Below are 23,028 nucleotides of genomic sequence, written 5' to 3'. Positions count from 1 at the left end.
GATATGAATAAAGAGATTTTGCTGGTCGTTGACGCAGTATCCAACGAGAAAGCTGTGCCCCGCGAGAAAATTTTCCAGGCTCTGGAGACCGCGCTGGCGACTGCGACCAAGAAAAAATATGAAGGCGAGATTGAAGTTCGGGTCGAAATCGATCGCAAGACCGGTGACTACGATACCTATCGTCGCTGGGTTGTGGTGGCCGATCAGGCTGCAATGGAGAACCCGTACGGTGAAATCACCCTCGAAGCCGCTCAGATCGAGCAGCCCGAGATCCAGCTCGGTGACTATGTAGAAGATCAGATCGACTCTGTGACCTTCGACCGTATCACCACCCAGACCGCCAAACAGGTTATCGTGCAGAAAGTGCGCGAAGCCGAGCGTTCCCAAGTCGTTGACCAGTTCAAGGACAAGGAAGGCACCATCATCAGCGGTGTGGTCAAGAAGAGCAACCGTGACAACGTGATCCTGGATCTGGGCAGCAATGCCGAGGCCGTGATCTTCCGTGACGACATGCTGCCGCGCGAGACTTTCCGTCCGGGCGACCGCATCCGTGGTCTGCTCTACGCCGTGCGTCCCGAAGCCCGTGGTTCCCAGCTGTTCGTCAGCCGTTCCAGCCCGGACTTCCTGAAAGAGCTGTTCCGCATCGAAGTACCGGAAATCGGTGAAGAGATGATCGAAATCATGGGCGCCGCCCGTGACCCGGGCTCCCGTGCCAAGATAGCGGTGAAGACCAACGATCGTCGTATCGACCCGATCGGTGCCTGTATCGGCATGCGCGGTGCCCGTGTGCAAGCCGTCTCCGCCGAACTGAGCGGTGAGCGTGCCGACATCGTCTTGTACGATGACAACCCCGCCCAGTACGTGATCAATGCCATGGCGCCCGCCGATGTGGCCTCCATCATAGTGGATGAAGACAACCACACCATGGATATCGCCGTGGAAGCCGCCAACCTGGCCCAGGCCATTGGTCGCAACGGTCAGAACGTGCGTCTGGCATCCCAGCTGACCGGTTGGGAGCTGAACGTCATGACCGTTGAGGACATGCGTGCCAAGCACCAGGCCGAGAACGACCGCATCTTGACCCTGTTCACCAGCACCCTCGACATCGATGACGATTTCGCCGGTCTGCTGATGGAAGAAGGCTTCTCTACCCTGGAAGAGATCGCCTTCGTACCGGTCAACGAGCTGCTGGCCATCGATGGCCTGGACGAAGACATGGTTGAAGAGCTGCGCCAGCGCGCCAAGAATGCGCTGACCACCAAGGCTCTGGCCAAAGAAGAATCCTTTGAAGGTGTAGAACCTTCCGAAGATCTGCTCAATCTGAACGGCCTTGGCCGTGACATGGCGTATGCCCTGGCCGCTCGCGGTATCGGCACCCTGGAAGATTTGGCAGAGCAAGGCATCGATGACCTTGCTGATATTGAAGGGCTGACGGCAGAGAAAGCCGGTGAGCTGATTATGGCTGCTCGTAATATCTGTTGGTTCGGAGAAGAGCAGTCTGAGTAAGATCAAACGGAGGAAAATGAATGGCAGAAGTATCAGTCAAACAACTTGCCACTGACATCGACACACCGGTTGATCGTCTTCTCCAGCAGTTTGTCGATGCCGGTATCAGCAAGAGCAAGGCCGACGACATGGTTAGCGAGTCTGAGAAACAGACTCTGCTGACCCATCTGAAGAAACAGCATGGAGGTGACGAGGTCGCCGCACCTGCCCGCATGACCTTGCAGCGCAAGACCAAGAGCACCATCAGTGTTCAGGGGACTGGCGGCAAGAACAAGGAAGTGCAGGTTGAAGTGCGTAAATCTCGCACCTACGTAAGACGCTCGGCGCTGGAAGATGAACAGCGCCAGGCGGAAGCCGAGGAAACAGCGCGTTTGGAAGCAGAAGAAAAAGCTCGTAGCGAGGCCGAAAACAAGGTTCGTCTCGATGCTGAAGAGAAGGCTCGCCGTGAGGCTGAGCAGGCTCGTCGTGAAGCTGAGGAAAAGGCGCGGATCGAGGCACAACAAAAGGCTCGACAGGCTCCACAGCCCGCCAAAGCAGCCAGTAGCACAGCTCAGCAAGAGGCAGAAAAGATGGCCAAGCGCGAAGCAGAAGAACTGAAGCGCCAACAGGATCAAACCGCTTTGCAAAAAGCAGAAGAACTCGCCGCGAAGAAAGCCGAAGAGGCTCGCGTCATGGCGGAACAAAACGGCCCTCGCTGGGCTGAAGAAGAAGCTGCTCGCGCCAAAGAGAGCAGTGACTATCATCTGACCACCAACAAGCATGCGCAAGCCGCAGAAGACGAGTTGGACCGGAAGGAAGAAACCAGCCGTCGTACCGCCGCCGCCGCCGTCAAGGCGCCGAAAAAGGCCGGTCGTCGTGAAGATGATCGCGACTCCCGCAACCCGCGTGCCCGTAAAGGCAAGCGCGGCAAGGTGGCCATGCCGAACGCCATGAAGCACGGCTTCAACAAGCCTGCGGCCGTGGTTAACCGTGACGTCGTCATCGGCGAAACCATCACTGTGGCCGAACTGGCCAACAAGATGGCCGTCAAGGGCGTAGAAGTCATCAAGGCGATGATGAAGATGGGCGCCATGGCGACCATCAACCAGGTGATCGATCAGGAGACAGCCCAGCTGGTCGCCGAAGAGATGGGTCACAAGGTGGTGCTGCGTCGTGAGAACGAGCTGGAAGAGGCGGTACTGTCCGATCGTGACGAGACCTCCGAAGCCAAGCCGCGCGCACCTGTCGTGACCATCATGGGTCACGTCGACCACGGCAAGACCTCGCTGCTGGATTACATCCGTAAAGCCAAGGTCGCTGCTGGCGAAGCCGGTGGTATCACCCAGCATATCGGTGCTTACCACGTCGAAACCGACAGTGGCATGATCACCTTCCTGGATACCCCGGGTCACGCGGCCTTTACCTCCATGCGTGCTCGCGGTGCCAAGTCGACCGATATCGTCGTTCTGGTTGTTGCTGCCGATGACGGCGTCATGCCGCAGACCATCGAAGCCATCCAGCACGCCAAGGCGGCAGAAGTGCCCATCGTGGTTGCGGTCAACAAGATCGACAAGCCCGAAGCGGATCCGGATCGTGTCAAGACCGAGCTGGCCCGTTACAACGTCATGTCCGAAGACTGGGGTGGCGACAGCCAGTTCGTTCACGTCTCCGCCAAGTCTGGCGAAGGCATCGACGACCTGCTGGAAGCCATCCTGATCCAGTCCGAAGTGCTGGAATTGAAAGCGGTTGTCGATGGCATGGCCAGCGGCGTCGTGATCGAATCCTTCCTGGACAAGGGTCGTGGTCCGGTTGCCACCGTGCTGGTACAAGAAGGTACTCTGCGCCAGGGCGACATCGTACTGTGTGGTCTGGAATACGGTCGTATCCGTGCCATGCGTGACGAGCTGGGTCGTGAAATCAAGGAAGCGGGTCCGTCCCTGCCGGTGGAAATCCTGGGTCTGTCCGGGGTGCCGTCTGCCGGTGATGAAGCCACCGTTGTACGTGACGAGAAGAAGGCCCGTGAAGTGGCACTCTATCGTCAGGGCAAGTTCCGCGACGTCAAGCTGGCTCGCCAGCAGAAGGCCAAGCTGGAAAACATGTTCGCCAACATGACCGAGGGCGAAGTGTCCGAAGTGAACGTGGTGATCAAGGCCGACGTACAGGGTTCGGTGCAGGCGATTTGCGATGCGCTGGTCCAGCTCTCTACCGACGAAGTCAAGGTCAAGATCGTGGGCTCGGGTGTCGGTGGCATCACCGAAACCGACGCCACTCTGGCAGCGGCTTCCAGCGCCATCCTGGTGGGCTTCAACGTCCGTGCCGACGCATCTGCGCGCAAGGTCATCGAGTCCGAGAGCCTGGATCTGCGTTACTACTCCGTCATCTATGATTTGATCGACGAAGTGAAGCAGGCCATGAGCGGCAAGCTGGCTCCTGAGTATCGTCAGGAGATCATCGGTCTGGCTGAAGTGCGTAGCGTCTTCAAGTCACCCAAGTTCGGCGCCGTTGCCGGCTGTATGGTTACCGAAGGTGTGGTCAAGCGTTCCAACCGTATCCGTGTTCTGCGTGACAACGTGGTTATCTATGAAGGCGAGCTGGAATCCCTGCGCCGCTTCAAGGATGACGTCAACGAAGTCCGCAACGGTTACGAGTGTGGTATCGCGGTCAAGAACTACAACGACGTACGCGAAGGCGACCAGATCGAAGTTTACGAGACCATTGAAATTCAACGGACTCTGTAAGCCGAGAGTTAGACAAAATAGGGGGCCGCGGCCCCCTTTTATCGCAGGATAGAATATGGCCAGAGAATTCAGCCGGACCAACAGGGTCGGCCAGCAGATCCAGCGTGAAATCGCGCTGATCTTGCAGCGTGAGGTCAAGGACCCGCGCATCGGCATGGTAACCGTCTCGGACGTGGAAGTGTCCAAGGACCTCAACTATGCCAAGGTTTATGTCACCTTCTTGCAGCTGGATATCGATGCCGAGCGCATCGCGGAAGGGCTCAAGGGCCTGACCGAAGCGGCCGGCTACATCCGCAGCCTGCTCGGCAGCGCCATGCGCCTGCGGGTGGTGCCCGAGCTGCGCTTCTACTACGACCAGACCCTGGTCGAGGGGATGCGCATCTCCAACCTGGTGTCCAACACAGTGCGTGACGACAAGCGTCGCATGGCCGAAGCCGGCCGTGAAGAAGACGAAGCCGCACCGGATGATACAGAGGATAAAGCCTGAGATGTCTCGTAGACGCCGTTTCAAGGGTCGTGACGTACACGGCATCCTGCTGCTGGACAAGCCGACCGGTCTGACCTCCAACGATGTGTTGCAGAAGGTCAAGCGTATCTACAACGCCGCCAAGGCCGGTCACACCGGTGCTCTGGATCCGCTGGCGACCGGCATGCTGCCGATCTGTCTCGGCGAGGCCACCAAGTTCTCCCAGTATCTGCTGGAAGCGGACAAGCGCTATGAGGTGACCGCCAAGCTGGGCGAGCGCACCAACACCAGCGACTCCGACGGCGAGGTGGTCTCCACCCGGCCGGTGAACGTGGCCGTGGGCACCCTGATCGAGTCGCTGGACCAGTTCCGCGGCCCCATCATGCAGGTGCCGTCCATGTACTCCGCCCTCAAGCACAACGGTCGCCCGCTCTATGAATATGCCCGTGAAGGCATAGAGATAGAGCGCGAAGCCCGCCCCATCACGGTGTTCGAGCTCAAGCTCATCAGCTTTGAAGGGGATGAGGTCAAGCTGGAGGTGCACTGCAGCAAGGGTACCTACATTCGCTCCCTGGTGGACGATCTCGGGGAAGTGCTGGGTTGTGGCGCTCACGTCACCCAGTTGCGCCGCACCCAGGTGGCCAGCTATCCCTATGAGCGGATGCTGACTCTGGAACAGCTCGAGTGCATCTTCGAACAGGCCAAGGCTGAAAGCATCCCGCCACGGGAGCAGCTCGACCCCTTGTTGCTGCCGATGGATACCGCCGTGGCCGCGCTGCCCGAGGTGAACATGCTGGCGGCAGTCGCCGCCTATGTGAACCAGGGTCAGGCCGTGCAGGTAGCTGGCGCGCCGCAAAGCGGCCAGGTCCGCATGACGGTCGGCCCTGAGCGTGAGTTCATCGGGGTGGGCGAGATCGACGACGAAGGGCGGGTTGCCCCCAAGCGTCTGGTGCGCTACCACGACGATCACGACGAGGAGTGATCCTCAGGCGGTATCTGGGCGTCTTTCCCGTTGCGAAAAGTGACGGGGACGATTATGATACCGCCCTCATTTCACGGCTGAATTAGAGATTGGCTGTGAACCTTTAAACACTCTACTTGGAGTAATACCATGTCTCTAAATGCTGAGATCAAAGCTTCCATCGTTGCTGACAACGCTCGTTGCGCCAACGACACTGGCTCCCCCGAAGTGCAGGTTGCCCTGCTGACTGCCCAGATCAACCATCTGCAAGGTCACTTCAAAGAGCACGCTAAAGATCACCACGGTCGTCGTGGTCTGCTGCGCATGGTTTCCCAGCGTCGCAAGCTGCTGGACTACCTGAAGCGTAAAGATGTTCAGCGTTATGCTGCTCTGATCGCCAAGCTGGGTCTGCGTCGTTAATCGACCATCAGATTTCGCGAAAAAGGGGAACCTCAGGGTTCCCCTTTTTTATTGCGCGTCAGGCTGTTGCCGGCTTCACAGAATTTGTGTCACTGCTTACCTTTTGGTTCGAATCAAGTATACTTGCACGCGAATTTAAAGAGCCAAATTGTAAAAAGGAAATTCACGTGAATCCTATTGTAAAGTCATTCCAGTACGGTCAACACACCGTCACTCTGGAAACCGGTGTGATGGCCCGTCAAGCCACTGCGGCCGTAATGGTCAGCATGGACGATACCTGCGTATTTGTGACCGTAGTAGGCAAGAAAGAGGCCGATCACGGTCGCGATTTCTTCCCGCTGACCGTCAACTACCAGGAGCGTACCTATGCTGCTGGTCGTATCCCGGGTGGTTTCTTCCGTCGTGAAGGCCGTCCGAGCGAAGGCGAAACCCTCACCTCCCGCCTGATCGACCGTCCTATTCGTCCGCTGTTCCCGGAAGGCTTCCTCAATGAGGTTCAGGTGGTTGCCACCGTCATGTCCGTGAACCCGCTGGTTTCCCCGGACATAGTTGCCATGATCGGTGCCTCTGCTGCACTGGCCATCTCCGGCATCCCGTTCGGTGGCCCGATTGCCGCGGCTCGCGTGGGTTACATGAACGGTCAGTACGTGCTGAACCCGACTACAGCCGAACTGCCCCAGAGCGATCTGGACCTGGTAGTTGCCGGTACCGCCAACGCGGTACTGATGGTCGAATCCGAAGCGGCCATCCTGTCTGAAGAGACCATGCTGGGCGCCGTCGTTTATGGCCACGAGCAGATGCAAGTCGTGATCAACGCCATCAACGAATTCGCCGCCGAGGTGGGTACCCAGCCGTGGGATTGGACCCCGCCTGCGACCAACGAAGCGCTGAAAGCCAAGGTTGCCGAGCTGGCCACCGCCGAGCTGGGTGAAGCTTACCGCATCACCGAGAAGGCCGTGCGTTACGCCGCCATCGGTGCCATCAAGTCCCGTGTGGTTGAGCAAGTGATCGCCTCCGGTGTGGAAGAAGATGCCAAGAAGATCGGCGAAGAGTTCCACAGCCTGGAAAGCCGCATCGTCCGTGGCCGTGTGGTCCGTGGCGAGCCGCGCATCGATGGTCGCGATCCGGAAATGATCCGCGCCCTGTCCGTCGGCACCGGCATCCTGCCGCGCGCTCACGGCTCCGCCCTGTTCACCCGTGGTGAGACTCAGGCTATCGTGGTTGCGACCCTGGGTACCGAGCGTGACGCCCAGAACATCGACGAGCTGGCTGGCCACCGTGCTGACCGCTTCATGCTGCACTACAACTTCCCGCCGTACTGCGTCGGTGAGACCGGCATGATGGGTAGCCCGAAGCGTCGTGAAATCGGTCACGGTCGTCTGGCCAAGCGCGGCGTTGCTGCCGTGATGCCGAGCGCCGCCGAGTTCCCGTACGTGGTGCGCGTGGTGTCTGAAATCACCGAATCCAACGGTTCCTCCTCCATGGCCTCCGTCTGTGGTTCCTCCCTGGCGCTGATGGACGCGGGTGTGCCGATCAAGGCCTCCGTTGCCGGTATCGCCATGGGTCTGGTGAAGGAAGAAGAAGGTTTCGTCGTGCTGTCCGACATCCTGGGTGACGAAGATCACCTGGGCGACATGGACTTCAAGGTGGCCGGTACTACTCAAGGTATCACAGCGCTGCAGATGGACATCAAGATCGAAGGTATCACCAAAGAGATCATGGAGATTGCCCTCAAGCAAGCCCGTGGTGCTCGCCTGCACATCCTGAAAGTGATGGACGAAGCCATCCAGGCGCCGCGTAGCGAAATCTCCGACTTCGCCCCGCGCATCCACACCATCAAGATCAATCCTGAGAAGATCAAGGACGTGATCGGCAAGGGTGGTTCCGTGATCCGCGCGCTGACCGAAGAGACTGGCACCAACATAGAGCTGGATGATGACGGTACCGTCCGCATCTCCGCCGTTGCCAACGAAGCCGCCATGGAAGCCATTCGTCGCATCGAGGCCATCACCGCCGAGATCGAAGTGAACCGCATCTATGAAGGCAAGGTTGTGCGTCTGGCCGACTTCGGCGCCTTCGTCAATATCCTGCCGGGTAAAGACGGTCTGGTACACATCTCCCAGATCACCGATGCCCGCGTGCAGAACGTGGCCGACTTCCTGAAGATCGGTGATGTTGTGAAGGTGAAGGTACTGGAAGTGGACCGTCAAGGCCGCGTGCGTCTCTCCATCAAGGAAGCGAATGCACCGACCGAAGCCGCCGCACCGGTTGCTGACGTGGCTGTTGCCGAAGAGCCGACTGCCGAATAAGGCTGCCGTGCCGTTGAAAAGCCGACCTCAGGGTCGGCTTTTTTGTGCCTGCTCGGCGGCGATGTTGTTTCTTATGAAGCCCTCTGTTACAACAATGGGCTCCCCGCGCGACGGGCAACAAGGAGCAGTATGATGTCGTTGGCCCTCCTCAGGCAGTTTCCTCCGCTGGTCTGGACCGTGATCCTGGGTACCTTCATGGTGCGCACCAGCTATTACATGGTCTGGCCTTTTCTCTCCATCTTGCTCTATCGGGAGTATGCCCTCTCGGCCACCAGCATAGGGGCCATGCTGGGAGCGAGTGCGGCGCTCTCCACCCTGATCAGCTTCTATGGCGGCTGGTTGTCGGACCGGCTGGGGCGGCGCAACATCTTGCTGGCCGGCTGCCTGGTGGCGCTGCTCTGTTACGGCCTGCTCGGCTTCTCCCACTCAGTGCTCTGGCTCGGGGTCGGGGTGATCGGCAGCGGTCTCTCCTCCGGTCTCATAGATGCACCGGGCAAGGCGCTGATGGCCGACAGTCTCGCTTCGGCCAAGGCGCGCGAGCTGGCGCTGCATATGCGCTACTTCCTGCTCAACCTGGGGGCGGCGACAGGGCCCCTGCTCGGGGTGACCCTGGGCATCAGCGCCCAGCAGCAGACCTTCCTGCTGCTCTCCGGCAGCTATCTGTTGCTGGGGGCCGCCTTCGTCTGGGGCTTTCGCAGGCTGAATGAGGAAGAGCGGCGCGGTGGCGGCCTGGGTCTGCGGGCCGCCATCAAGGTGCTGTGGCTGGATCGGGGCTTTCTGCTGCTGGTAATGGCGAACCTGCTGATGGTGCTGGTCTACTCCCAGTTTCACTCACCCCTGGTGCAGTACCTGACCCGGGCCGAGACCCCGGAGGTGGCGCGGCTGGTCGCCATTCTGGTGACGATCAACGCGCTGACCGTGGTCTTGCTGCAATTCCCGCTGCTGCACCTGCTCGCCCGCTGGCCCGGCAAGGTGCGGCTGCAGCTTGGCATCATGCTGTTTCTGGGGGCTCAGGTGCTGTTTGCGCTGGGGGATCCCGCGCAGTGGTCGCACTGGATCGGGGCCGTGCTGCTGCTGAGCGTGGGGGAGACCATACTGTTCCCGCTGCTCAACGTGCTGATCGATCAGATGTCGCCCCCTCATCTGAAGGGGAGCTATTTCGGGGCCGGGGCGCTGGCCGGGCTGGGCGGTGCCATAGGGGCCGTGCTGGGGGGCTGGATCCTGGAACTGTGGGGCGGGCCGTCACTCTACATATTGATGGCGCTGTGCTGCATCTTGACCTTTCTGCTGTACGAGTGGGGGGCGCGGATCCCGCGCCCCGAGGTGGTGAAAGCCTGTTCCCGCGAGGGTTAGTGGGTCTCCTTCAGGTTGACCTGCTTCATCGCCTTCTTGGCGGCATACATGCGCTCGTCGGCCAGCCGGATCAGGCTGTTGCCCTCGTCGAACTGGATGGGGCCCGTTTGCACCATGCCGATGCTGAGGGTCACGTCCCCTAGCTGCTCTGCCAGGGTGTGGGTCAGCCGTTGCAGATAGACGTCCCTGGCCTGATCCTCGTTGCAGTTGGGCAGGATCAGGCAGAACTCATCCCCGCCGTAGCGAAAGCAGCAATCCTCCGCCCGCGACACCTTGCGAATGCAGGCGCCGACGATGCGCAGTATCTCATCTCCCCGCTGGTGTCCCTGGGTGTCGTTGATCTGCTTGAAGTCGTCGATGTCGAGGTAGGCGATGACCACGGGCTCGGCGCGGCGCTGGCAGGTACGCAGGGTGCGGGTCAGGTTCTCCTGCAGGTGACGCACGCTGAGCAGGCCGGTGAGGGAGTCGGTCCGGCTCATCTCCTCCAGCTGCTGGGTGCGCTCGCGCACCTTCTCCTCCAGCGTCTTGGCGTAGATCTCCGACTTCTCCTTGGATGACTCTATCTCCGAGACCAGGCTGCGGATATAGGTCTCGAACACCAGAGTGATGTCGAACAGGAAGAGCTTGTCGAGGGCGGTCAGCATGGTCATGCGATTCTGCTCATGCTCTATCTGGGTGAAGATATCCTCGATGAGCAGCCCCTTGAGGGTGTTGATGGCGGCCAGATAGAGTTTGGGTTCCACCCCGATCCGCTTGTGCACCAGCCCGATCCGCAACCGGTTGTTGACGTACTCCAGATCATACTGGCCGCTGAACAGGTCGAGGATGTAACGGCGCTGGGCCGCCCGCAGCCGGGTGAGCGTATCGGCATCGCCGATCAGCAGGGCAATCTCGGTGATCCCGGTCTGCAGCGTATAGAACTTGTCGACCAGCGCATCTATGTGGGGCTCTATCTTGATGCGATAACTGGCGAGCAGAGTGAAATCGTCCTCGCCCAGCAGCAACAGCTCCTTGCGATGGGCTATTTCGAACTCTGTGATCCGCATCTGTTCCAGCAGAGTCTGTTCGGTTGGATTCATGGCTGTTCCCTGAACGAAAATGACGACGCGCACTTTGTTATCTAACTGACAGTGTAGACATTAACGGCAGGGGACAGGTTTTCAAATGGCGCAGGTTTGTTGCAGGTCAACGGCTGCGCCCATCGCTCTATCTACTAGAAGGTCAGCACCTTGTCGGCCGCCAGGGTCCACTGGGCCAGCAGCGGCAGGGTACCGATCTCGATCCCCTCGATGAGCGGCAGGGCCGTGATGCCGCGGGCATCGGTACAGGTCTTGCACAGGCGGATGATGGTGCCATGGGCCAGCAGGATCTCCAGCATCTGGCGCAGGTTGTACCCCTCGGCCGGGGCTTGCCCTGCCAGCGCGGCGCCGACCGCATCGGACATCAGGAACAGTTGCAGGCTGGCACCGCCCTGTTCGCCCAGGGCAATGGCCAGCCGCAGGGCGTTGAACAGGGATTCGCTACCGTAGGGTGCGCCGTTGGCGATGATGACAATACGTTGATTCATAAAAGACTCCATTCTGAAAGCCGCTATTGTAGACTCGTCGGGGCCGCGCTGGCGTGATGTTGCACAAACTCTGTCGTACCGGTTGGCACACGGCTTGACCCGTCCGGCCGAGTGAGGTCTGATAGGCGGCCATCAAACATGACAGAGGAGTGAGGTCGTTATGTGGAAGGTTATCGGAATGAGTATGCTGCTGTTGGCCGGTCAGGCTTATGGCAGCCAGGAGGTGGGCTGCAAGGCACGGCAACAGGCGGTGACGGATCAGCTGGTCTTCGCCAAGGCGCACAACAACGCGGATCAGGTGGCCGGGCTGGAGCGGGCGCTGCGCAATATCGAGGCTCACTGCACCGATGCGGGCCTGTTCAAGGAGCAACAGCAACGGGTGACCGAGCTGAAAGCGCAGGTGAACGAGCGGCTGATCGAACTGCAAAATGCGCGGGTGTCGGGCAAGCCTGACAAGATCGCCAAGAAGCAGGCCAAGCTGGAAGAAGCCCAGACCAAATTGCTGGCAGCCCAGAACGAGCTGGATGCGCTGAGCAAGCTGATCACCCACTGATCGCCGCATTGCAGCGTGAAAAAGCCGGGCATGCCCGGCTTTTTGCTGTTCAGTGATCCCTCCTATCATGCTCCCCGTCGACCGACCATGTTGGCCGGCACCACCCAGGCATCGAACTGCTGCGCCGTGAGATGGCCGGAGGCGATGGCCGCCTCCCGCAGGCTGAGCCCTTCATGATGTGCCCGCTTGGCTATCTCGGCCGCCTTGTCGTAGCCGATGTGGGGGTTGAGTGCCGTGACCAGCATCAGGGAGCGGGCCAGCAGATCATCGATGCGAGCCCGGTTCGGCGCGATGCCGATGGCGCAGTGATCGTGGAAGCTCTGCATGCCGTCAGCCAGCAGCCGCACGCTCTGCAGAAAGTTGTGGGCGATGAGCGGGCGGAACACGTTCAGCTCGAAGTTGCCGCTGGCACCGCCTATGTTGATGGCCACGTCGTTGCCCATCACCTGGGCGCACAGCATGGTCAGCGCCTCGCACTGGGTCGGATTGACCTTGCCGGGCATGATGGAGGAGCCGGGCTCATTTTCCGGGATCAGCAGCTCTCCCAGCCCGCTGCGGGGGCCGCTGGCCAGCCAGCGCACGTCGTTGGCGATCTTCATGAGCGATGCGGCCAGCGTCTTGAGGGCGCCGTGGGCATGCACCAGGGCGTCGCTCGCCGCCAGCGCCTCGAACTTGTTGGGGGCGCTCACCAGCGGCAGGCCCGTCTGCTCCGCCAGGGTGGCTGCCACCTCGTCGGCAAAGCCGGGTGGCGTGTTCAGGCCCGTGCCGACGGCCGTGCCTCCCAGCGCCAGCTCGCACAGGTGGGGCAGGGCGGCCCGAATGTGGCGCTCAGCCTGTTCCAGCTGGGCGACCCAGCCGGAGAACTCCTGCCCCAGGGTGAGCGGGGTGGCGTCCTGCAAGTGGGTGCGGCCAATCTTGACTATGTCGTCGAAGGCGTGTGCCTTGCGGGCCAGGGTGGCGCTCAGGGTGATCAGAGCGGGCAGCAGTTGCAGCGTGATGGCGCTGACGGCCGCCAGGTTCATGGCGCTCGGGAAGACGTCATTGCTCGACTGGCTCTTGTTCACCTCGTCGTTGGGGTGCACCAGACGCCCCTCGCCGCGCGGGCCGCCGAGCAGCTCGCTGGCCCGGTTGGCCAGCACCTCGTTGACGTTCATGTTGGTCTGGGTGCCCGAGCCTGTCTGCCAGACCCTGAGCGGAAACTCCCCCCCGTGCTGACCACAGAGGACCTCATCGGCGGCGCTCATGATGGCCTGGGCCGTGCGAGCGGGCAGCAGTCCCTTGGCGTGATTGACCCGGGCACAGGCAGACTTGATGCGCGCCAGGGCGTGGATCAGCTCCATGGGCTGACGCTCCCCCGAGATGTCGAAATGGTGCAGGGAGCGCTGGGTCTGGGCCCCCCACAGCCGCTCGGCCGGAACGGCTATCTCCCCGAAGCTGTCGTGTTCTATCCGTGTCGTCATTGCATCCTCCCGCCGAAAAGAAAAGGGGCGAGGGAATATCCCTTGCCCCTCACAGCATGGCAAACCACAGGCCTGGTCGCTCAGAATGGCAACTCACGTTGTGGCGCGCCCTCTTGCATCATGGTTCAGCCGTGGGGGCGAAACGGCGTCAGCGCCGCCAGCGGGCTGGCATCCATGCATTCCTGAATCGCCTCGCCGTGCTTGAAAATCTTGAAGCTCTCGCCGCGGGCGCTCCAGTATTCGAGGGTCTCACCGCTGCCCTCGCCACTTATTTGGAGCAGGCTGGCTTCACGCAGGGCCACCACGTGTTCGCTCGGGTTGATGGCGCAGAACTCCGCCAGACGCTCGTCGCGGGTCTCTCCCATGTGGCCGCTGATGCTGGCGTCCAGATAGTGGGGGTTGATCTGCAGCGGGAACAGGCCAAGGGCGGGCAGCACGGCGGCGTTGCACACCGGCATGTCGTTGGTGGTGCGAATGCTCGGGGTCGCCACGTTGCAACCTGCGCTCCAGCCCACATAGGGTACGCCCCGCTCGCGCACGGCGCGCTGGATGGGCACGACCAGGCCATTTTCGTGCAGCAGCTGGTTCAGGCGCCAGGTGTTGCCGCCACTGATAAAGATGGCGTCGGCCTGCTGGATTGCGTCCACCGGATCGTCAAACTGATGGATGCTGATGGCTTCCACCCCCAGGCTCTCGCCGAGCTCATTGGCCCTGGCATCCCAGTCGCTGCGGATCACGGCGTAGGGGATGAGCAGGATGCGCTTGACCTGTTTGCGGGCGAGCAGGGTCTGCACCCGATCCCGGGCCCAGCCGAGCAGACCCGGAAATTCGGTGGCTTTACCGTTGCTGAGAAGAAGCAGTTCCATGAAAAGTGTCCTCATGAGTGAAAGCGGAGGAGGCGCCGCCAGGACGTGCCGTGGCGACAGGAGCCCCCATTCTAACCCGATTGGCCGCAGGGTTCTGTGATCGGTTCATGTATCCCGATGAGCCTGCCCTCTGGCCGGTTATCAAGCAGTCCACCCTCTGCGCCATCTACCAACTGCTCGATATGCATCCGCCGGGCCGCCGCAACCGGCGGTGATCTGCCTCCCGCCGCGTCTCAAATACGAAAGACCCCACCGAGGTGGGGCCTTGATCCTTGAAGGCGGTTCCCGTCAGCTGGCGCTGGCCGGGGCAATCTGGAACTCGGGCTGCTGGCGCAGCTTCCACAGCTCAATCCACTTGTGGATGGCCGACACCAGTATGATGGCGCCCAGCCCCAGCATCAGCAGCGAGATGCCGCCGTTGAGCAGGTTGTAGCCCTTGGATTCCGGGTTGAAGTAGACATGGCTGACCATCCAGTAGCCGGCATAGTTGACGGTGACGAACAGGTAGGCCAGCGGGATCAGGCAGGTCAGCATGTAGCGGCGCTTGCTGGCCAGTCGCAATATGATGGTGGCGCCTATGATGAGGCCCACCGAGGCCATCAGCTGGTTCGAGACCCCGAACAGCGCCCACACAGAGCCGATATCGCCGGACATCAGCAGATAACCCCACATCACGCAGGCGAGCACGCTGGCACCTATGGCGCCCGGCATCCAGTCGATGCGCTTGAGGGGCGGGTAGAACTCGCCGAAGAAGTCCTGAATGAGGTAGCGGGAGACCCGGGTGCCGGAGTCGACGGCGGTCAGGATGAACACAGCTTCAAACATCACCACGAACTGGAAGAAGTAGGAGGCGAGATTGCTGAACCAGGGCACCTTGGTGAAGATGTAGGACATGCCCACCGCCAGGGTGACGGCGCCGCCGGTGCGACCGTTCAGATCCATGCCGATCTCCTGGGAGAGGAAGGGCAGATCTACTACCTGCATCCCCAGCTTGGCGAAGGCCTCAGGAGTGGCGTTGATGGCGAAGTAGTCGGCCGGGTGCAGGGCGGTGGCGGCGATCAGCGCCATCACGCCCACCACGCACTCGGCCAGCATGGCACCGAAGGCGACCGGCAGAATGTCGCTCCACTTGTCCACCAGTTTCGGGGTGGTGCCTGAGCCGATGAAGGCGTGGAAACCGGAGATGGCGCCGCAGGCGATGGTGATGGAGATGAAGGGCCAGACCGGGCCGCCCAGCACGGGGCCGCCGCCGTGGACGAACTGGGTCATGGCGGGGAACTGGATCTCGGGGTTGATGCAGATGACGCCGATCACCAGGGCGCCGAACACGCCTATCTTCATGAAGCTGGAGATGTAGCCGCGGGGGGTGAGCAGCAGCCAGACCGGCAGGGCGGTGGCGAAGAAGGCGTAGACGGGCAGTGCCAGACTGATGGTCTCGGCGCGCAGGGTCAGCCAGGCACCGAAGGCGCTCTCCTGCACGTAAGGGCCGAAGAAGACGCAGGCCAGTACGGCGATGAAGCCGACCCAGGAGGCGGCTTGCAGGTTGCCGGTCAGCTTGTGCCAGATCCCCACCACCATGGAGATGGGGATGGTCATGAAGACCGCGAACACGCCCCAGGCGTTACGCTCCAGCGCGTGCACCACCACCATGGAGAGACCCGCCATTGTGATGGTGATGATGAACAGCATGGCGAGCCCCGTACACCAGCCAGCGATGGGGCCTAATTCGGCCTTGGCCACCTCGGAGAGGGACTTGCCCTGATGCTTCATGGAGGCGAACAGCACGACTGTGTCGTGCACGGCGCCGCCGATGACGCAGCCGATCAGCAGCCAGAGAAAGCTCGGCAGGTAGCCGTACTGGGCGGCCAGGACCGGGCCCACCAGGGGGCCTGCGGCGGCGATGGCCGCGAAGTGCTGACCGAAGTTGACCCACTTGTTGGTCGGCACATAGTTTTTGCCATCTTCCAGCTGGTGGGAGGGGGTGACCAGCTTGTCGTCGGCCATCAGCACCTTGCGCACAAAGAACACGCCGTAGAGGCGATAGGCGATGGCGAGGATGCAGAGGGCCGCAATGACGAAGGTGATTGCGTGTTGCATGACGGAGTTTCCTTTTCCTGCGGCCAATCTGGCCGGGCTCAGGCTGCACTCTACGCAGGCGGTGGGGAAAGGGGAGCGCAGAAGAGGTCAGTGGCAGAGGGCCGCCCGCGAGCGGCAGAAAAGCGGCCCCGAGCGGTTTGAGGGATGAGCCGGCGGGCGTGGGAAGCGGGTGAGTGGTGGCTGGCAGAGCAGGAGCGGAGTGAGTGGCCCGCTCCTCAGGGGATCTCCAGCAGCTCCTTGAGGGGTTTGAGGTAGCGGCGACTCACCGGCACCTTGTGACCGCCCTGGGTCACCACCTCCGCCAGCCCGCCGTCCAGCAGCAGGATCTCGCGGATCTGGCCGGGGTTGAGCAGGTATTGGCGGTGACAGCGCACGAAGCCGGTCTTCTCCTCCAGGGTGCGCAGGGTCAGCTCTGTGGTGCCTTGCTGCTGGGCGCTCACCACCTTGTTGCCGGCCAGATCGCTGTGGACGAACTCCACCTCGCCAAGGGGCAGCAGCAGGATGCGGTTGTGGCCGCTGCAGGGGATGCTGCGCAGGGGCTGGGCGATGCGGGTCGGATCCGGCAGCGGTTGGCCAGCAAGTTCCCCCCCTTTGGAGGAGAGAGGAGAGAGCAGCCTCTGGATGCGTTCCAGCGCCTTGTTCATCCGCTGTGCCGTGACCGGCTTGAGCAGGTAGTCGAGGGCATTCTCCTCGAACGCTCGCAGGGCAAACTCGTCGTAGGCGGTGATGAAGACGATGTGGGGGCGCAAGTCCGGGTCCAGCATGCTCACCAGCTCCAGCCCGCTGATGCGCGGCATCTGTATGTCGAGAAACAGCAGGTCGGGTTTGAGGCGGTGGATGGCGGGCAGCGCCTCCATGGCGTGGGCACACTCCCCCAGCAGGCGGATGTTGCCCGCCTGCTCCAGCAGCAGCCGCAGCTCCTCGCGGGCGAGGGGTTCATCGTCGACGATAAGGGCGGTCAGCATGGGCTCTCCTGCAGGGGAAGGGTGATCCTCACCCGGGTTGAATGGTGTGGGACGCACTGTATGGTGACGCCGTATTCCGGGCCGTAGCGGGCCTTGATGCGTCTGTCCACTATGTTCATGCCAAGGCCGCTCCCCTCCTGATTCGCCTGATAGAGGCCGGCGTTGTCACACACCTCCAGCACCACACGTGCCCCCTCGACCCGCGCCGTCAGGGTCAGCCTGCCCGGTTCGAACATCTGGGAGATGCCGTGCTTGATGGCGTTCTCGACTATGGGTTGCAGGGAGAAGGTGGGCAGCCGGTACTCCAGCAGCGGCTCGGGAATATGGATCTCCACGCTCAGGTGCTCGGCGAAGCGGGCCTGCTCGATATGCAGATAGGCGTTCACGTGCTCCAGCTCGTCGGCCAGGCTCACCTCGTCCCCCTGGCGCTTGAGGTTCTTGCGAAAGAAGGTGGAGAGGTGGTGCACCAGGGTGCGGGCATCCTCGGGGTCGCGCCGGATCACCGCCGCCAGAGTGTTGAGGGCGTTGAACAGAAAGTGCGGGTTGATCTGCGCCTGCAAGAGCTTTATCTCCGACTGGGCCAGCAGCCGCTTCTGCTCGTTGTACTTGCTGGCCAGGATCTGGCCGGAGAGCAGCCGGGCAATCCCCTCTCCCAGGGTGCGGTTGATGGAGGAGAAGAACTTGCGCTTGGGCTCGTAGAGCTTGATGGTGCCCACCACCGACCCCTCTTCCCCCCGCAGCGGAATGACCAGCGAGGAGCCGAGCCGGCACTGGGGATGCAGGTTGCAGCTGTAGGGGATCAGGTTGCCGTCCGCATAGACCACCTCGTTGTGCTGGATCGCCTTGAAGGTGTGGGCCGAGTTGATGGCGGTGCCCGGCAGGTGGTGATCCTCGCCTATGCCGATGAAGGCGAGCAGCTTCTCCCGATCCGTGATGGCCACCGCGCCGACTCCGGTCTCCTCGTAGAGGATGCGCACCATCTGCTGGCACGCCTCCTGGGTGAACCCCTTGTCCAGCACCCGCATCGCCCGCTCGGCGATCTTGAGGGCGCGGGCGGAGAAGGCGACCGAGTACTTCTCCAGCATGGCGCGGTGATCGAGGATCATCCGCATGAACATGGCGGCCCCTAGCGTATTGGCCACCAGCATGGGGGCTATGATGTTCTCGATGAGGTGGACGGCGTCATCATACGGGCGGGCCACCAGCAATATGATGCCCATCTGCATCAGCTCGGCGATGAGGGCCACAGATCCCACCACCCAGGGGCTGAACAGCAGGTCGAGCCGGTGGCGGGCGACGAAGTGGCGATGCACCAGGCCGCCGAGCAGCCCCTCGGCTATGGTGGAGAAGGTGCAGGCCAGGGCGGTGAAGCCTCCCAATGAATAGCGATGGATGCCGCCGGTGAGCCCCACCAGCAGCCCCACCACAGGGCCGCCGACTATGCCGCCGAGCACGGCGCCGATGGCGCGGGTGTTGGCGATGGAGTCCTCGACTCTCAGGCCAAAATAGGTGCCCATCACGCAGAAGCCGGAGAAGATGAGGTAGCAGAGGATCTTGTGGGGCCAGCTCAGGGTCACCTGAGTCAGCGGCATGAACAGCGGCGTCTTGGAGAGCAGCCAGGCGATCACCAGATAGACGCAGAGCTGCTGGAAGAGAGATATCACGAGCGCGAATTGTTCGAAAGCCACGGCACACTATCTCGAAAGGGGATGCTCATCCAATGGACGCGGAGTATTAGCAAACCCAGATTTGCGCTGCAAGCCACGGGCGCCGGAATAGCGGGTTTGCGCACAGATTTGGTTGACAGCCTGAGCCAAAGGCATCCCATGTCGCCGCCTGGCCTGCCCATTCACGAAAGCTGTAACCAATCAGGGGGCCCGCGGGCCCCCTGATTGTTGATAACAACATCAAATTAGTCGAGCTTGAAGTCGACCCACACCAGGCGGTGATCCGAGCTGACTCCCTTGGCGATGCCCAGCTTGGCGTCGTACACCAGGTGATAGCCCGGCTCGAAGCTGGCCGGCCAGAACACGCCAGAGGCGACCACGTTCAGGTTGGCGGAGGGCAGCACATGATCGAGCTGCAGGCCGCTGCTGCTGGTGATGCGCTCCGGAGTGGGGCGCTTGTTGTTGCGCTTGCACTGATCCGGCTGGCTGGCGAGGCACTCGGGGCCGCCCTGACTGACCGGTATGATGGCGCCGTTGGTGACCGCCTGATTGACCAGCACATGGTTGTGCAGGTCCTGGATGGCGGTGAGATCCCCATCGCCAATCTGGGGATCGGCGTTGAGATCGCCGGCGATGACGAACTTGGCGCCCTCGGCCAGGCCACCGGCCTTGCCGGCGTCATCCACCATGTAGCTGGCGGTCTCCACATAGTCCTGCCAGAAGGCGACTTCGGCGCGGTTGTGCTTGACGTTGTGGCGCGCCGCGTTGCCGAAGATGGGCGGGGTCGGATGGGAGACGAGGAAGTGGATCACCTCCTCCTTGTTGCCGCGCTTGATGCGCACCGGCACGTCTGCGTGGTTCTTTGACGAGAGCGGGAAGGCCTGCCAGGCGGCGTCGTCATACCAGGCATCGCCACACTGGCGGCCGGCCGGGATCGGGGCCTTGGCATTGTTGCAGTCGTCGATGACGGGGTTCGCTTCGCCCGGCATGTCCTTCCACTTGAATTTTTGGAAGGTGCGGATCTGCTTGGTATCGATGGGGTACTGGGACATCACCGCAAAGGCGTACTGGCCGTGGTAGTTGCCAAAGCCCCAGGCGTCGTCCGGCCCATTGTTGACCTTGCCGTCCAGGTTGAGGTCATGGCCGCTCATCAGGCCTGTGTTGGTGGCGAAATTTTGCAGCACAGGGTAGCTGATGGCGGTCACCTCGCCGTGCTGGGCGTGGGCCAGATAGTTGTCGTTGAACGCCTTCAGATCGGCGGTGCCGGCGCCCTTGCCGTCGTTGTCGAACTCGTTGAGCAGGAAGACATCCGGCCGGGTGCGCTGCACTATCTCGGCGATATTGCGGATCTGCTGCACGTCGAGGGCCTTGGTCTTCTCTGCGCCGCTCAGGCTGCCGTCGGCGAGGCGAGACAGCAGGGTGTCCTGCTCGGCGCGGGTCAGGGCCAGTTCTCCGCTCAGCATGCCGGGGGCGGTGCGATCAAAGGAGAGGTTGAAAGTTGCGAAGCGAACCATGGGGGTCGGGGTCTCGGAGTCGTTTTGGCTGTTACAGCCTGCCATCAATCCGAGGGAAATGGCAGCGGCGAGTAGGGACTTGCTGATATTTTTCATTGTAATATTCCGTAGCATCAATAAGTTATATCTCGTTGGTACGAGCGTTGAGGCGCGCCCATTATAGGGATCCCGGCCCCGGGCCGGGCGCCGGATGAGCCAAAGTGTGAGTCCATTCACAGAGCAATGAGGGGAGGCGAGATGAGTCGGCGACAAACGGCCCTGGTGGTCGAGGGGGGTGCCATGCGCGGCATTTTTGCCGCCGGTGTGCTGGATGCCTTTCTGGCACAGGGCCGGACGGCGTTCGATCACTGCATCGGGGTCTCGGCGGGGGCGGTCAATCTGGCGGCCTTTCTGGCCGGCCAGCGGGGGCGCAACCACAACGTCATCACCGACTACTCCTGCCGTCCCGAGTTCATCAACCTGGCCAAGTTCTTGCGCGGCGGTCACTGGCTCGATCTCGACTGGCTGTGGGCGATCACCATCCGCGAGTGCCGGCTCGATCTGGCGCGCTTTGCCGCCAACCCGGTGCCGCTGACCGTGGTGGCCACCCGGGTCTCGGATGGTCAGGCCGCCTACCTCAAGGGGAATGCGGCCGAGCTGGAGCAGCAGATCAAGGCCTCCTGTTCTGTGCCCCTGGTCTATCGCGACTTCGTGCGCATCGGCGGGGAAGCCATGACGGATGGCGGAGTGGCCGACTCCATTCCTGTGCGTCATGCCTACGAACAGGGGGCGAGAGAGATAACCGTGGTGCTCTCCCGGCCGCTGGGTTATCGCAAGCGGGCGCCACGTCTGCCGGCCCTGCACCGTTATCTGCTGCGCGAGACGCCGGCCCTGGCCCGCGCCAGCCTCTCGCGTCATCAAAGCTACAACGACGCCATCGATTTCATCCGCCAGCCACCGGCGGATTGCCGCATCCGGCTCATACACCCGCCGGCGGGTTTTCGGGTCGGCCGCATGACCACAGACAAGGGGCGGCTGGAGCAGGGCTACCAAATGGGCTGGCAGACGGCCCTGGACTATCTGGCGGCCGACCCGGCCCAGCCTTGAGTCCTCTTGGCGGCTCCGCCCGGGGCCGCCACCATGAAAAGCCATGGCGATGTCGCTGCGGGTCAGGGATGAATCATCCCGCCCGCCACTCTCCGTCTTGATGACCAGAGCCAGCTTTTGTTCGTCCGCTTAATATGCAGCTGGATAATTGTTTGCGATATTTAAAGCGAAATGGTCAGCATTATCGGCATGAAGAAATATCACTATTAAGTTGAGCTAAATAATCCACGAGTCAAATTGTGACTGAATAATAAAGCCGGTGGGGAACTTTCCTGACTGGTGTTTTTTAATACGCCTGGATATTCATTAAATCTGTTTTTATTCATATGTATAGGCTGAGTTAGCTTATGCGAAATAGATTATTAGCGCTGGGTTGAATATCTTTACATTAATGGCGAATTGATAGCCCGACTTCATCTCGGCTACTGTCCCCTCTCGATTCGTTTGGGTAGCAAACGGATACGTCAATAATAACGACAGAGACTGGACGCATTGATAAAGAGTCATCTTTATTGATTTTAATCCTGCCAAAGGAGCCGGAATAATGAGTGGTTTATCTTCCCATCAAATTGCCCGTGAGATATTTGCCGAGTTGTTGCCCTATCGTCGTCGCTTCCCCGATCCCATCCTGGATCGGCACAGCGAAGAGCAGGAGGTGGCCGCCATCCAGATCCCCCGGCTGCAGGCCTTCATCGAGCGGGGCGAGACCATCACCTGCGTCTTGCCCGCCTTCCCCACCAAGTCACCGAACCCGAACAAGGTGCTGGGCACCCTGCCGGACATGGCGGAGCGGCTCTCCCTCAGTTTTCTCAACCACCTCTGCCAGCGCATCCAGCTGCACTACAGGCCCGGCATGCGGATCCTCATCTGCTCGGATGGCCACGTGTTCGGTGACCTCATCCGGGTGCCGGATCCGGCCATCGACGCCTATCAGGCCCATATCGAGCAGCTGATCCTGGAGCTGGGGGCGACCCACCTCGGGGTCTTCCACCTGGGGATGGTGGCGGGCATGGCCGAGTTCTGCGCCAGCCGCGACTTCGACACCCTGCGTGAACAGCTGGTCGAGCGCTATGCCGAGCCGCTGGCGCAGATCAGTGAAGAGGTGAAGACCACCGAGGAGGGGGTTCGTCTCTATCGCGCCATGACCCGCTTCCTCTATGAAGACAGCCAGCTGCCGGACACGCCACTCTCCAACACGGCGCTGCAGCGGGATGCCAAGTCGCGCACCCATGCCGTGATCCAGCGCAGCCGCGCCTGGGGCAACCTGCTGGCTGAGCGCTTCCCCGAGGCGATCCGTCTCTCCATCCACCCCCAGGCCAGCCACAGCCTGAAGATGGGCATCCACATGCTGCCGACCCGGGATGACTGGCTCACCCCCTGGCACGGGGTGGCGGCCAATCTGGATGGCCAGTTCGTGCTGATGAAACGGCGCGACGTGCTGGCTCTGGAGCACGAGCTGGTCCATATCCATGGCCGTCCCAGTCACTACCTGATCCACAGCAAGCAGGCCGCCGCCTGAGG

The 23,028-nt window shown here is 61.5% G+C and carries 18 protein-coding genes; 10 read left to right on the top strand and 8 right to left on the bottom strand.

Features of this window, described 5'->3' with window-relative positions:
- The first annotated feature begins 3 nt into the window (after positions 1-3).
- The 7 genes from nusA to AACQ95_RS10680 all read left to right on the top strand — a co-directional run bounded on the left by nusA (position 4) and on the right by AACQ95_RS10680 (position 9,732).
- On the top strand, positions 4-1,506 hold the full coding sequence (gene nusA / locus AACQ95_RS10710; RefSeq protein ID WP_043140200.1) for a transcription termination factor NusA: 1,503 nt from the start codon (positions 4-6) through the stop codon (positions 1,504-1,506).
- 20 nt (positions 1,507-1,526) lie between these two features.
- The gene (infB, locus tag AACQ95_RS10705; protein WP_043555054.1) at positions 1,527-4,223 is read left to right on the top strand and encodes a translation initiation factor IF-2; all 2,697 of its coding nucleotides are present in this window, start codon (positions 1,527-1,529) and stop codon (positions 4,221-4,223) included.
- Positions 4,224-4,278: 55 nt separating this feature from the next.
- Complete coding sequence (gene rbfA, locus AACQ95_RS10700) at positions 4,279-4,710, top strand: 30S ribosome-binding factor RbfA (RefSeq protein WP_042866616.1); 432 nt, start codon at positions 4,279-4,281, stop codon at positions 4,708-4,710.
- A 1-nt stretch (position 4,711) separates the two neighbouring features.
- Positions 4,712-5,671 (top strand): tRNA pseudouridine(55) synthase TruB, encoded by a 960-nt coding sequence (gene truB / locus AACQ95_RS10695; RefSeq protein ID WP_043140204.1) that lies wholly within the window; start codon positions 4,712-4,714, stop codon positions 5,669-5,671.
- A 129-nt stretch (positions 5,672-5,800) separates the two neighbouring features.
- Positions 5,801-6,070 carry a 30S ribosomal protein S15 gene (rpsO, locus tag AACQ95_RS10690; protein ID WP_005317514.1) on the top strand — a complete coding sequence of 90 codons (270 nt, stop codon included), beginning with the start codon at positions 5,801-5,803 and terminating at the stop codon, positions 6,068-6,070.
- Positions 6,071-6,237: 167 nt separating this feature from the next.
- Positions 6,238-8,379, top strand: a complete 2,142-nt coding sequence (pnp, locus tag AACQ95_RS10685; protein WP_043140206.1) for a polyribonucleotide nucleotidyltransferase — start codon at positions 6,238-6,240, stop codon at positions 8,377-8,379.
- 132 nt (positions 8,380-8,511) lie between these two features.
- Positions 8,512-9,732 carry an MFS transporter gene (locus AACQ95_RS10680; RefSeq protein ID WP_241278566.1) on the top strand — a complete coding sequence of 407 codons (1,221 nt, stop codon included), beginning with the start codon at positions 8,512-8,514 and terminating at the stop codon, positions 9,730-9,732.
- Here AACQ95_RS10680 and AACQ95_RS10675 read toward each other — a convergent pair.
- Entirely contained in the window at positions 9,729-10,811 is a 1,083-nt protein-coding gene (locus AACQ95_RS10675; RefSeq protein ID WP_241278565.1) for a protoglobin domain-containing protein, read from the bottom strand. The genes AACQ95_RS10680 and AACQ95_RS10675 overlap by 4 nt on opposite strands.
- 134 nt (positions 10,812-10,945) lie before the next feature.
- Positions 10,946-11,299 (bottom strand): DsrE/DsrF/TusD sulfur relay family protein, encoded by a 354-nt coding sequence (locus tag AACQ95_RS10670; RefSeq protein WP_241278564.1) that lies wholly within the window; start codon positions 11,297-11,299, stop codon positions 10,946-10,948.
- 178 nt (positions 11,300-11,477) lie between these two features.
- Between AACQ95_RS10670 and AACQ95_RS10665 the strand changes: the two genes are divergently transcribed.
- Entirely contained in the window at positions 11,478-11,852 is a 375-nt protein-coding gene (locus AACQ95_RS10665) for a DUF1090 domain-containing protein (protein WP_241278563.1), read from the top strand.
- Positions 11,853-11,917: 65 nt separating this feature from the next.
- Here the strand turns inward: AACQ95_RS10665 and fumC are convergent, their stop codons facing one another.
- The 6 genes from fumC to AACQ95_RS10635 all read right to left on the bottom strand — a co-directional run bounded on the left by fumC (position 11,918) and on the right by AACQ95_RS10635 (position 20,517).
- A complete protein-coding gene (gene fumC, locus AACQ95_RS10660; protein WP_241278562.1) occupies positions 11,918-13,312 on the bottom strand; it encodes a class II fumarate hydratase in 1,395 nt (464 codons plus the stop codon).
- A gap of 125 nt (positions 13,313-13,437) precedes the next feature.
- Positions 13,438-14,178, bottom strand: a complete 741-nt coding sequence (gene pepE, locus AACQ95_RS10655; RefSeq protein ID WP_241278561.1) for a dipeptidase PepE — start codon at positions 14,176-14,178, stop codon at positions 13,438-13,440.
- Positions 14,179-14,466: 288 nt separating this feature from the next.
- Positions 14,467-16,275 carry a carbon starvation CstA family protein gene (locus tag AACQ95_RS10650; protein WP_241278560.1) on the bottom strand — a complete coding sequence of 603 codons (1,809 nt, stop codon included), beginning with the start codon at positions 16,273-16,275 and terminating at the stop codon, positions 14,467-14,469.
- 215 nt (positions 16,276-16,490) lie between these two features.
- On the bottom strand, positions 16,491-17,240 hold the full coding sequence (gene btsR / locus AACQ95_RS10645) for a two-component system response regulator BtsR (protein ID WP_241278559.1): 750 nt from the start codon (positions 17,238-17,240) through the stop codon (positions 16,491-16,493).
- Complete coding sequence (locus AACQ95_RS10640; protein WP_241278558.1) at positions 17,234-18,928, bottom strand: LytS/YhcK type 5TM receptor domain-containing protein; 1,695 nt, start codon at positions 18,926-18,928, stop codon at positions 17,234-17,236. Before AACQ95_RS10640 ends, btsR begins: the two co-directional genes overlap by 7 nt.
- 224 nt (positions 18,929-19,152) lie before the next feature.
- Positions 19,153-20,517, bottom strand: a complete 1,365-nt coding sequence (locus AACQ95_RS10635; RefSeq protein ID WP_241278557.1) for an endonuclease/exonuclease/phosphatase family protein — start codon at positions 20,515-20,517, stop codon at positions 19,153-19,155.
- A 141-nt stretch (positions 20,518-20,658) separates the two neighbouring features.
- On the opposite strand from AACQ95_RS10635, the gene AACQ95_RS10630 reads away from it, so the two are divergent.
- A complete protein-coding gene (locus AACQ95_RS10630; RefSeq protein WP_241278556.1) occupies positions 20,659-21,507 on the top strand; it encodes a patatin-like phospholipase family protein in 849 nt (282 codons plus the stop codon).
- Positions 21,508-22,051: 544 nt separating this feature from the next.
- A complete protein-coding gene (locus AACQ95_RS10625) occupies positions 22,052-23,026 on the top strand; it encodes an L-tyrosine/L-tryptophan isonitrile synthase family protein (protein WP_241278555.1) in 975 nt (324 codons plus the stop codon).
- Positions 23,027-23,028: the final 2 nt, after the last annotated feature.

This window comes from Aeromonas sp. MR19 (genome assembly GCF_963899305.1).
Classification (GTDB): Bacteria; Pseudomonadota; Gammaproteobacteria; order Enterobacterales; family Aeromonadaceae; genus Aeromonas; species Aeromonas bestiarum.
The sequence above is the reverse complement of the archived record's forward strand: the minus strand, read 5'-3'. Positions and strand labels throughout refer to the sequence as shown.

Coding starts and splice junctions, on each gene's coding strand:
- AACQ95_RS10675 (WP_241278565.1), bottom strand. CDS start 10,811: ATGAATCCAACCGAACAGACTCTGCTGGAACAGATGCGGATCACAGAG.
- truB (WP_043140204.1), top strand. CDS start 4,712: ATGTCTCGTAGACGCCGTTTCAAGGGTCGTGACGTACACGGCATCCTG.
- AACQ95_RS10665 (WP_241278563.1), top strand. CDS start 11,478: ATGAGTATGCTGCTGTTGGCCGGTCAGGCTTATGGCAGCCAGGAGGTG.
- nusA (WP_043140200.1), top strand. CDS start 4: ATGAATAAAGAGATTTTGCTGGTCGTTGACGCAGTATCCAACGAGAAA.
- AACQ95_RS10630 (WP_241278556.1), top strand. CDS start 20,659: ATGAGTCGGCGACAAACGGCCCTGGTGGTCGAGGGGGGTGCCATGCGC.
- pepE (WP_241278561.1), bottom strand. CDS start 14,178: ATGGAACTGCTTCTTCTCAGCAACGGTAAAGCCACCGAATTTCCGGGT.
- btsR (WP_241278559.1), bottom strand. CDS start 17,240: ATGCTGACCGCCCTTATCGTCGACGATGAACCCCTCGCCCGCGAGGAG.
- AACQ95_RS10670 (WP_241278564.1), bottom strand. CDS start 11,299: ATGAATCAACGTATTGTCATCATCGCCAACGGCGCACCCTACGGTAGC.
- fumC (WP_241278562.1), bottom strand. CDS start 13,312: ATGACGACACGGATAGAACACGACAGCTTCGGGGAGATAGCCGTTCCG.
- AACQ95_RS10625 (WP_241278555.1), top strand. CDS start 22,052: ATGAGTGGTTTATCTTCCCATCAAATTGCCCGTGAGATATTTGCCGAG.
- AACQ95_RS10635 (WP_241278557.1), bottom strand. CDS start 20,517: ATGAAAAATATCAGCAAGTCCCTACTCGCCGCTGCCATTTCCCTCGGA.
- rbfA (WP_042866616.1), top strand. CDS start 4,279: ATGGCCAGAGAATTCAGCCGGACCAACAGGGTCGGCCAGCAGATCCAG.
- AACQ95_RS10680 (WP_241278566.1), top strand. CDS start 8,512: ATGTCGTTGGCCCTCCTCAGGCAGTTTCCTCCGCTGGTCTGGACCGTG.
- rpsO (WP_005317514.1), top strand. CDS start 5,801: ATGTCTCTAAATGCTGAGATCAAAGCTTCCATCGTTGCTGACAACGCT.
- AACQ95_RS10650 (WP_241278560.1), bottom strand. CDS start 16,275: ATGCAACACGCAATCACCTTCGTCATTGCGGCCCTCTGCATCCTCGCC.
- infB (WP_043555054.1), top strand. CDS start 1,527: ATGGCAGAAGTATCAGTCAAACAACTTGCCACTGACATCGACACACCG.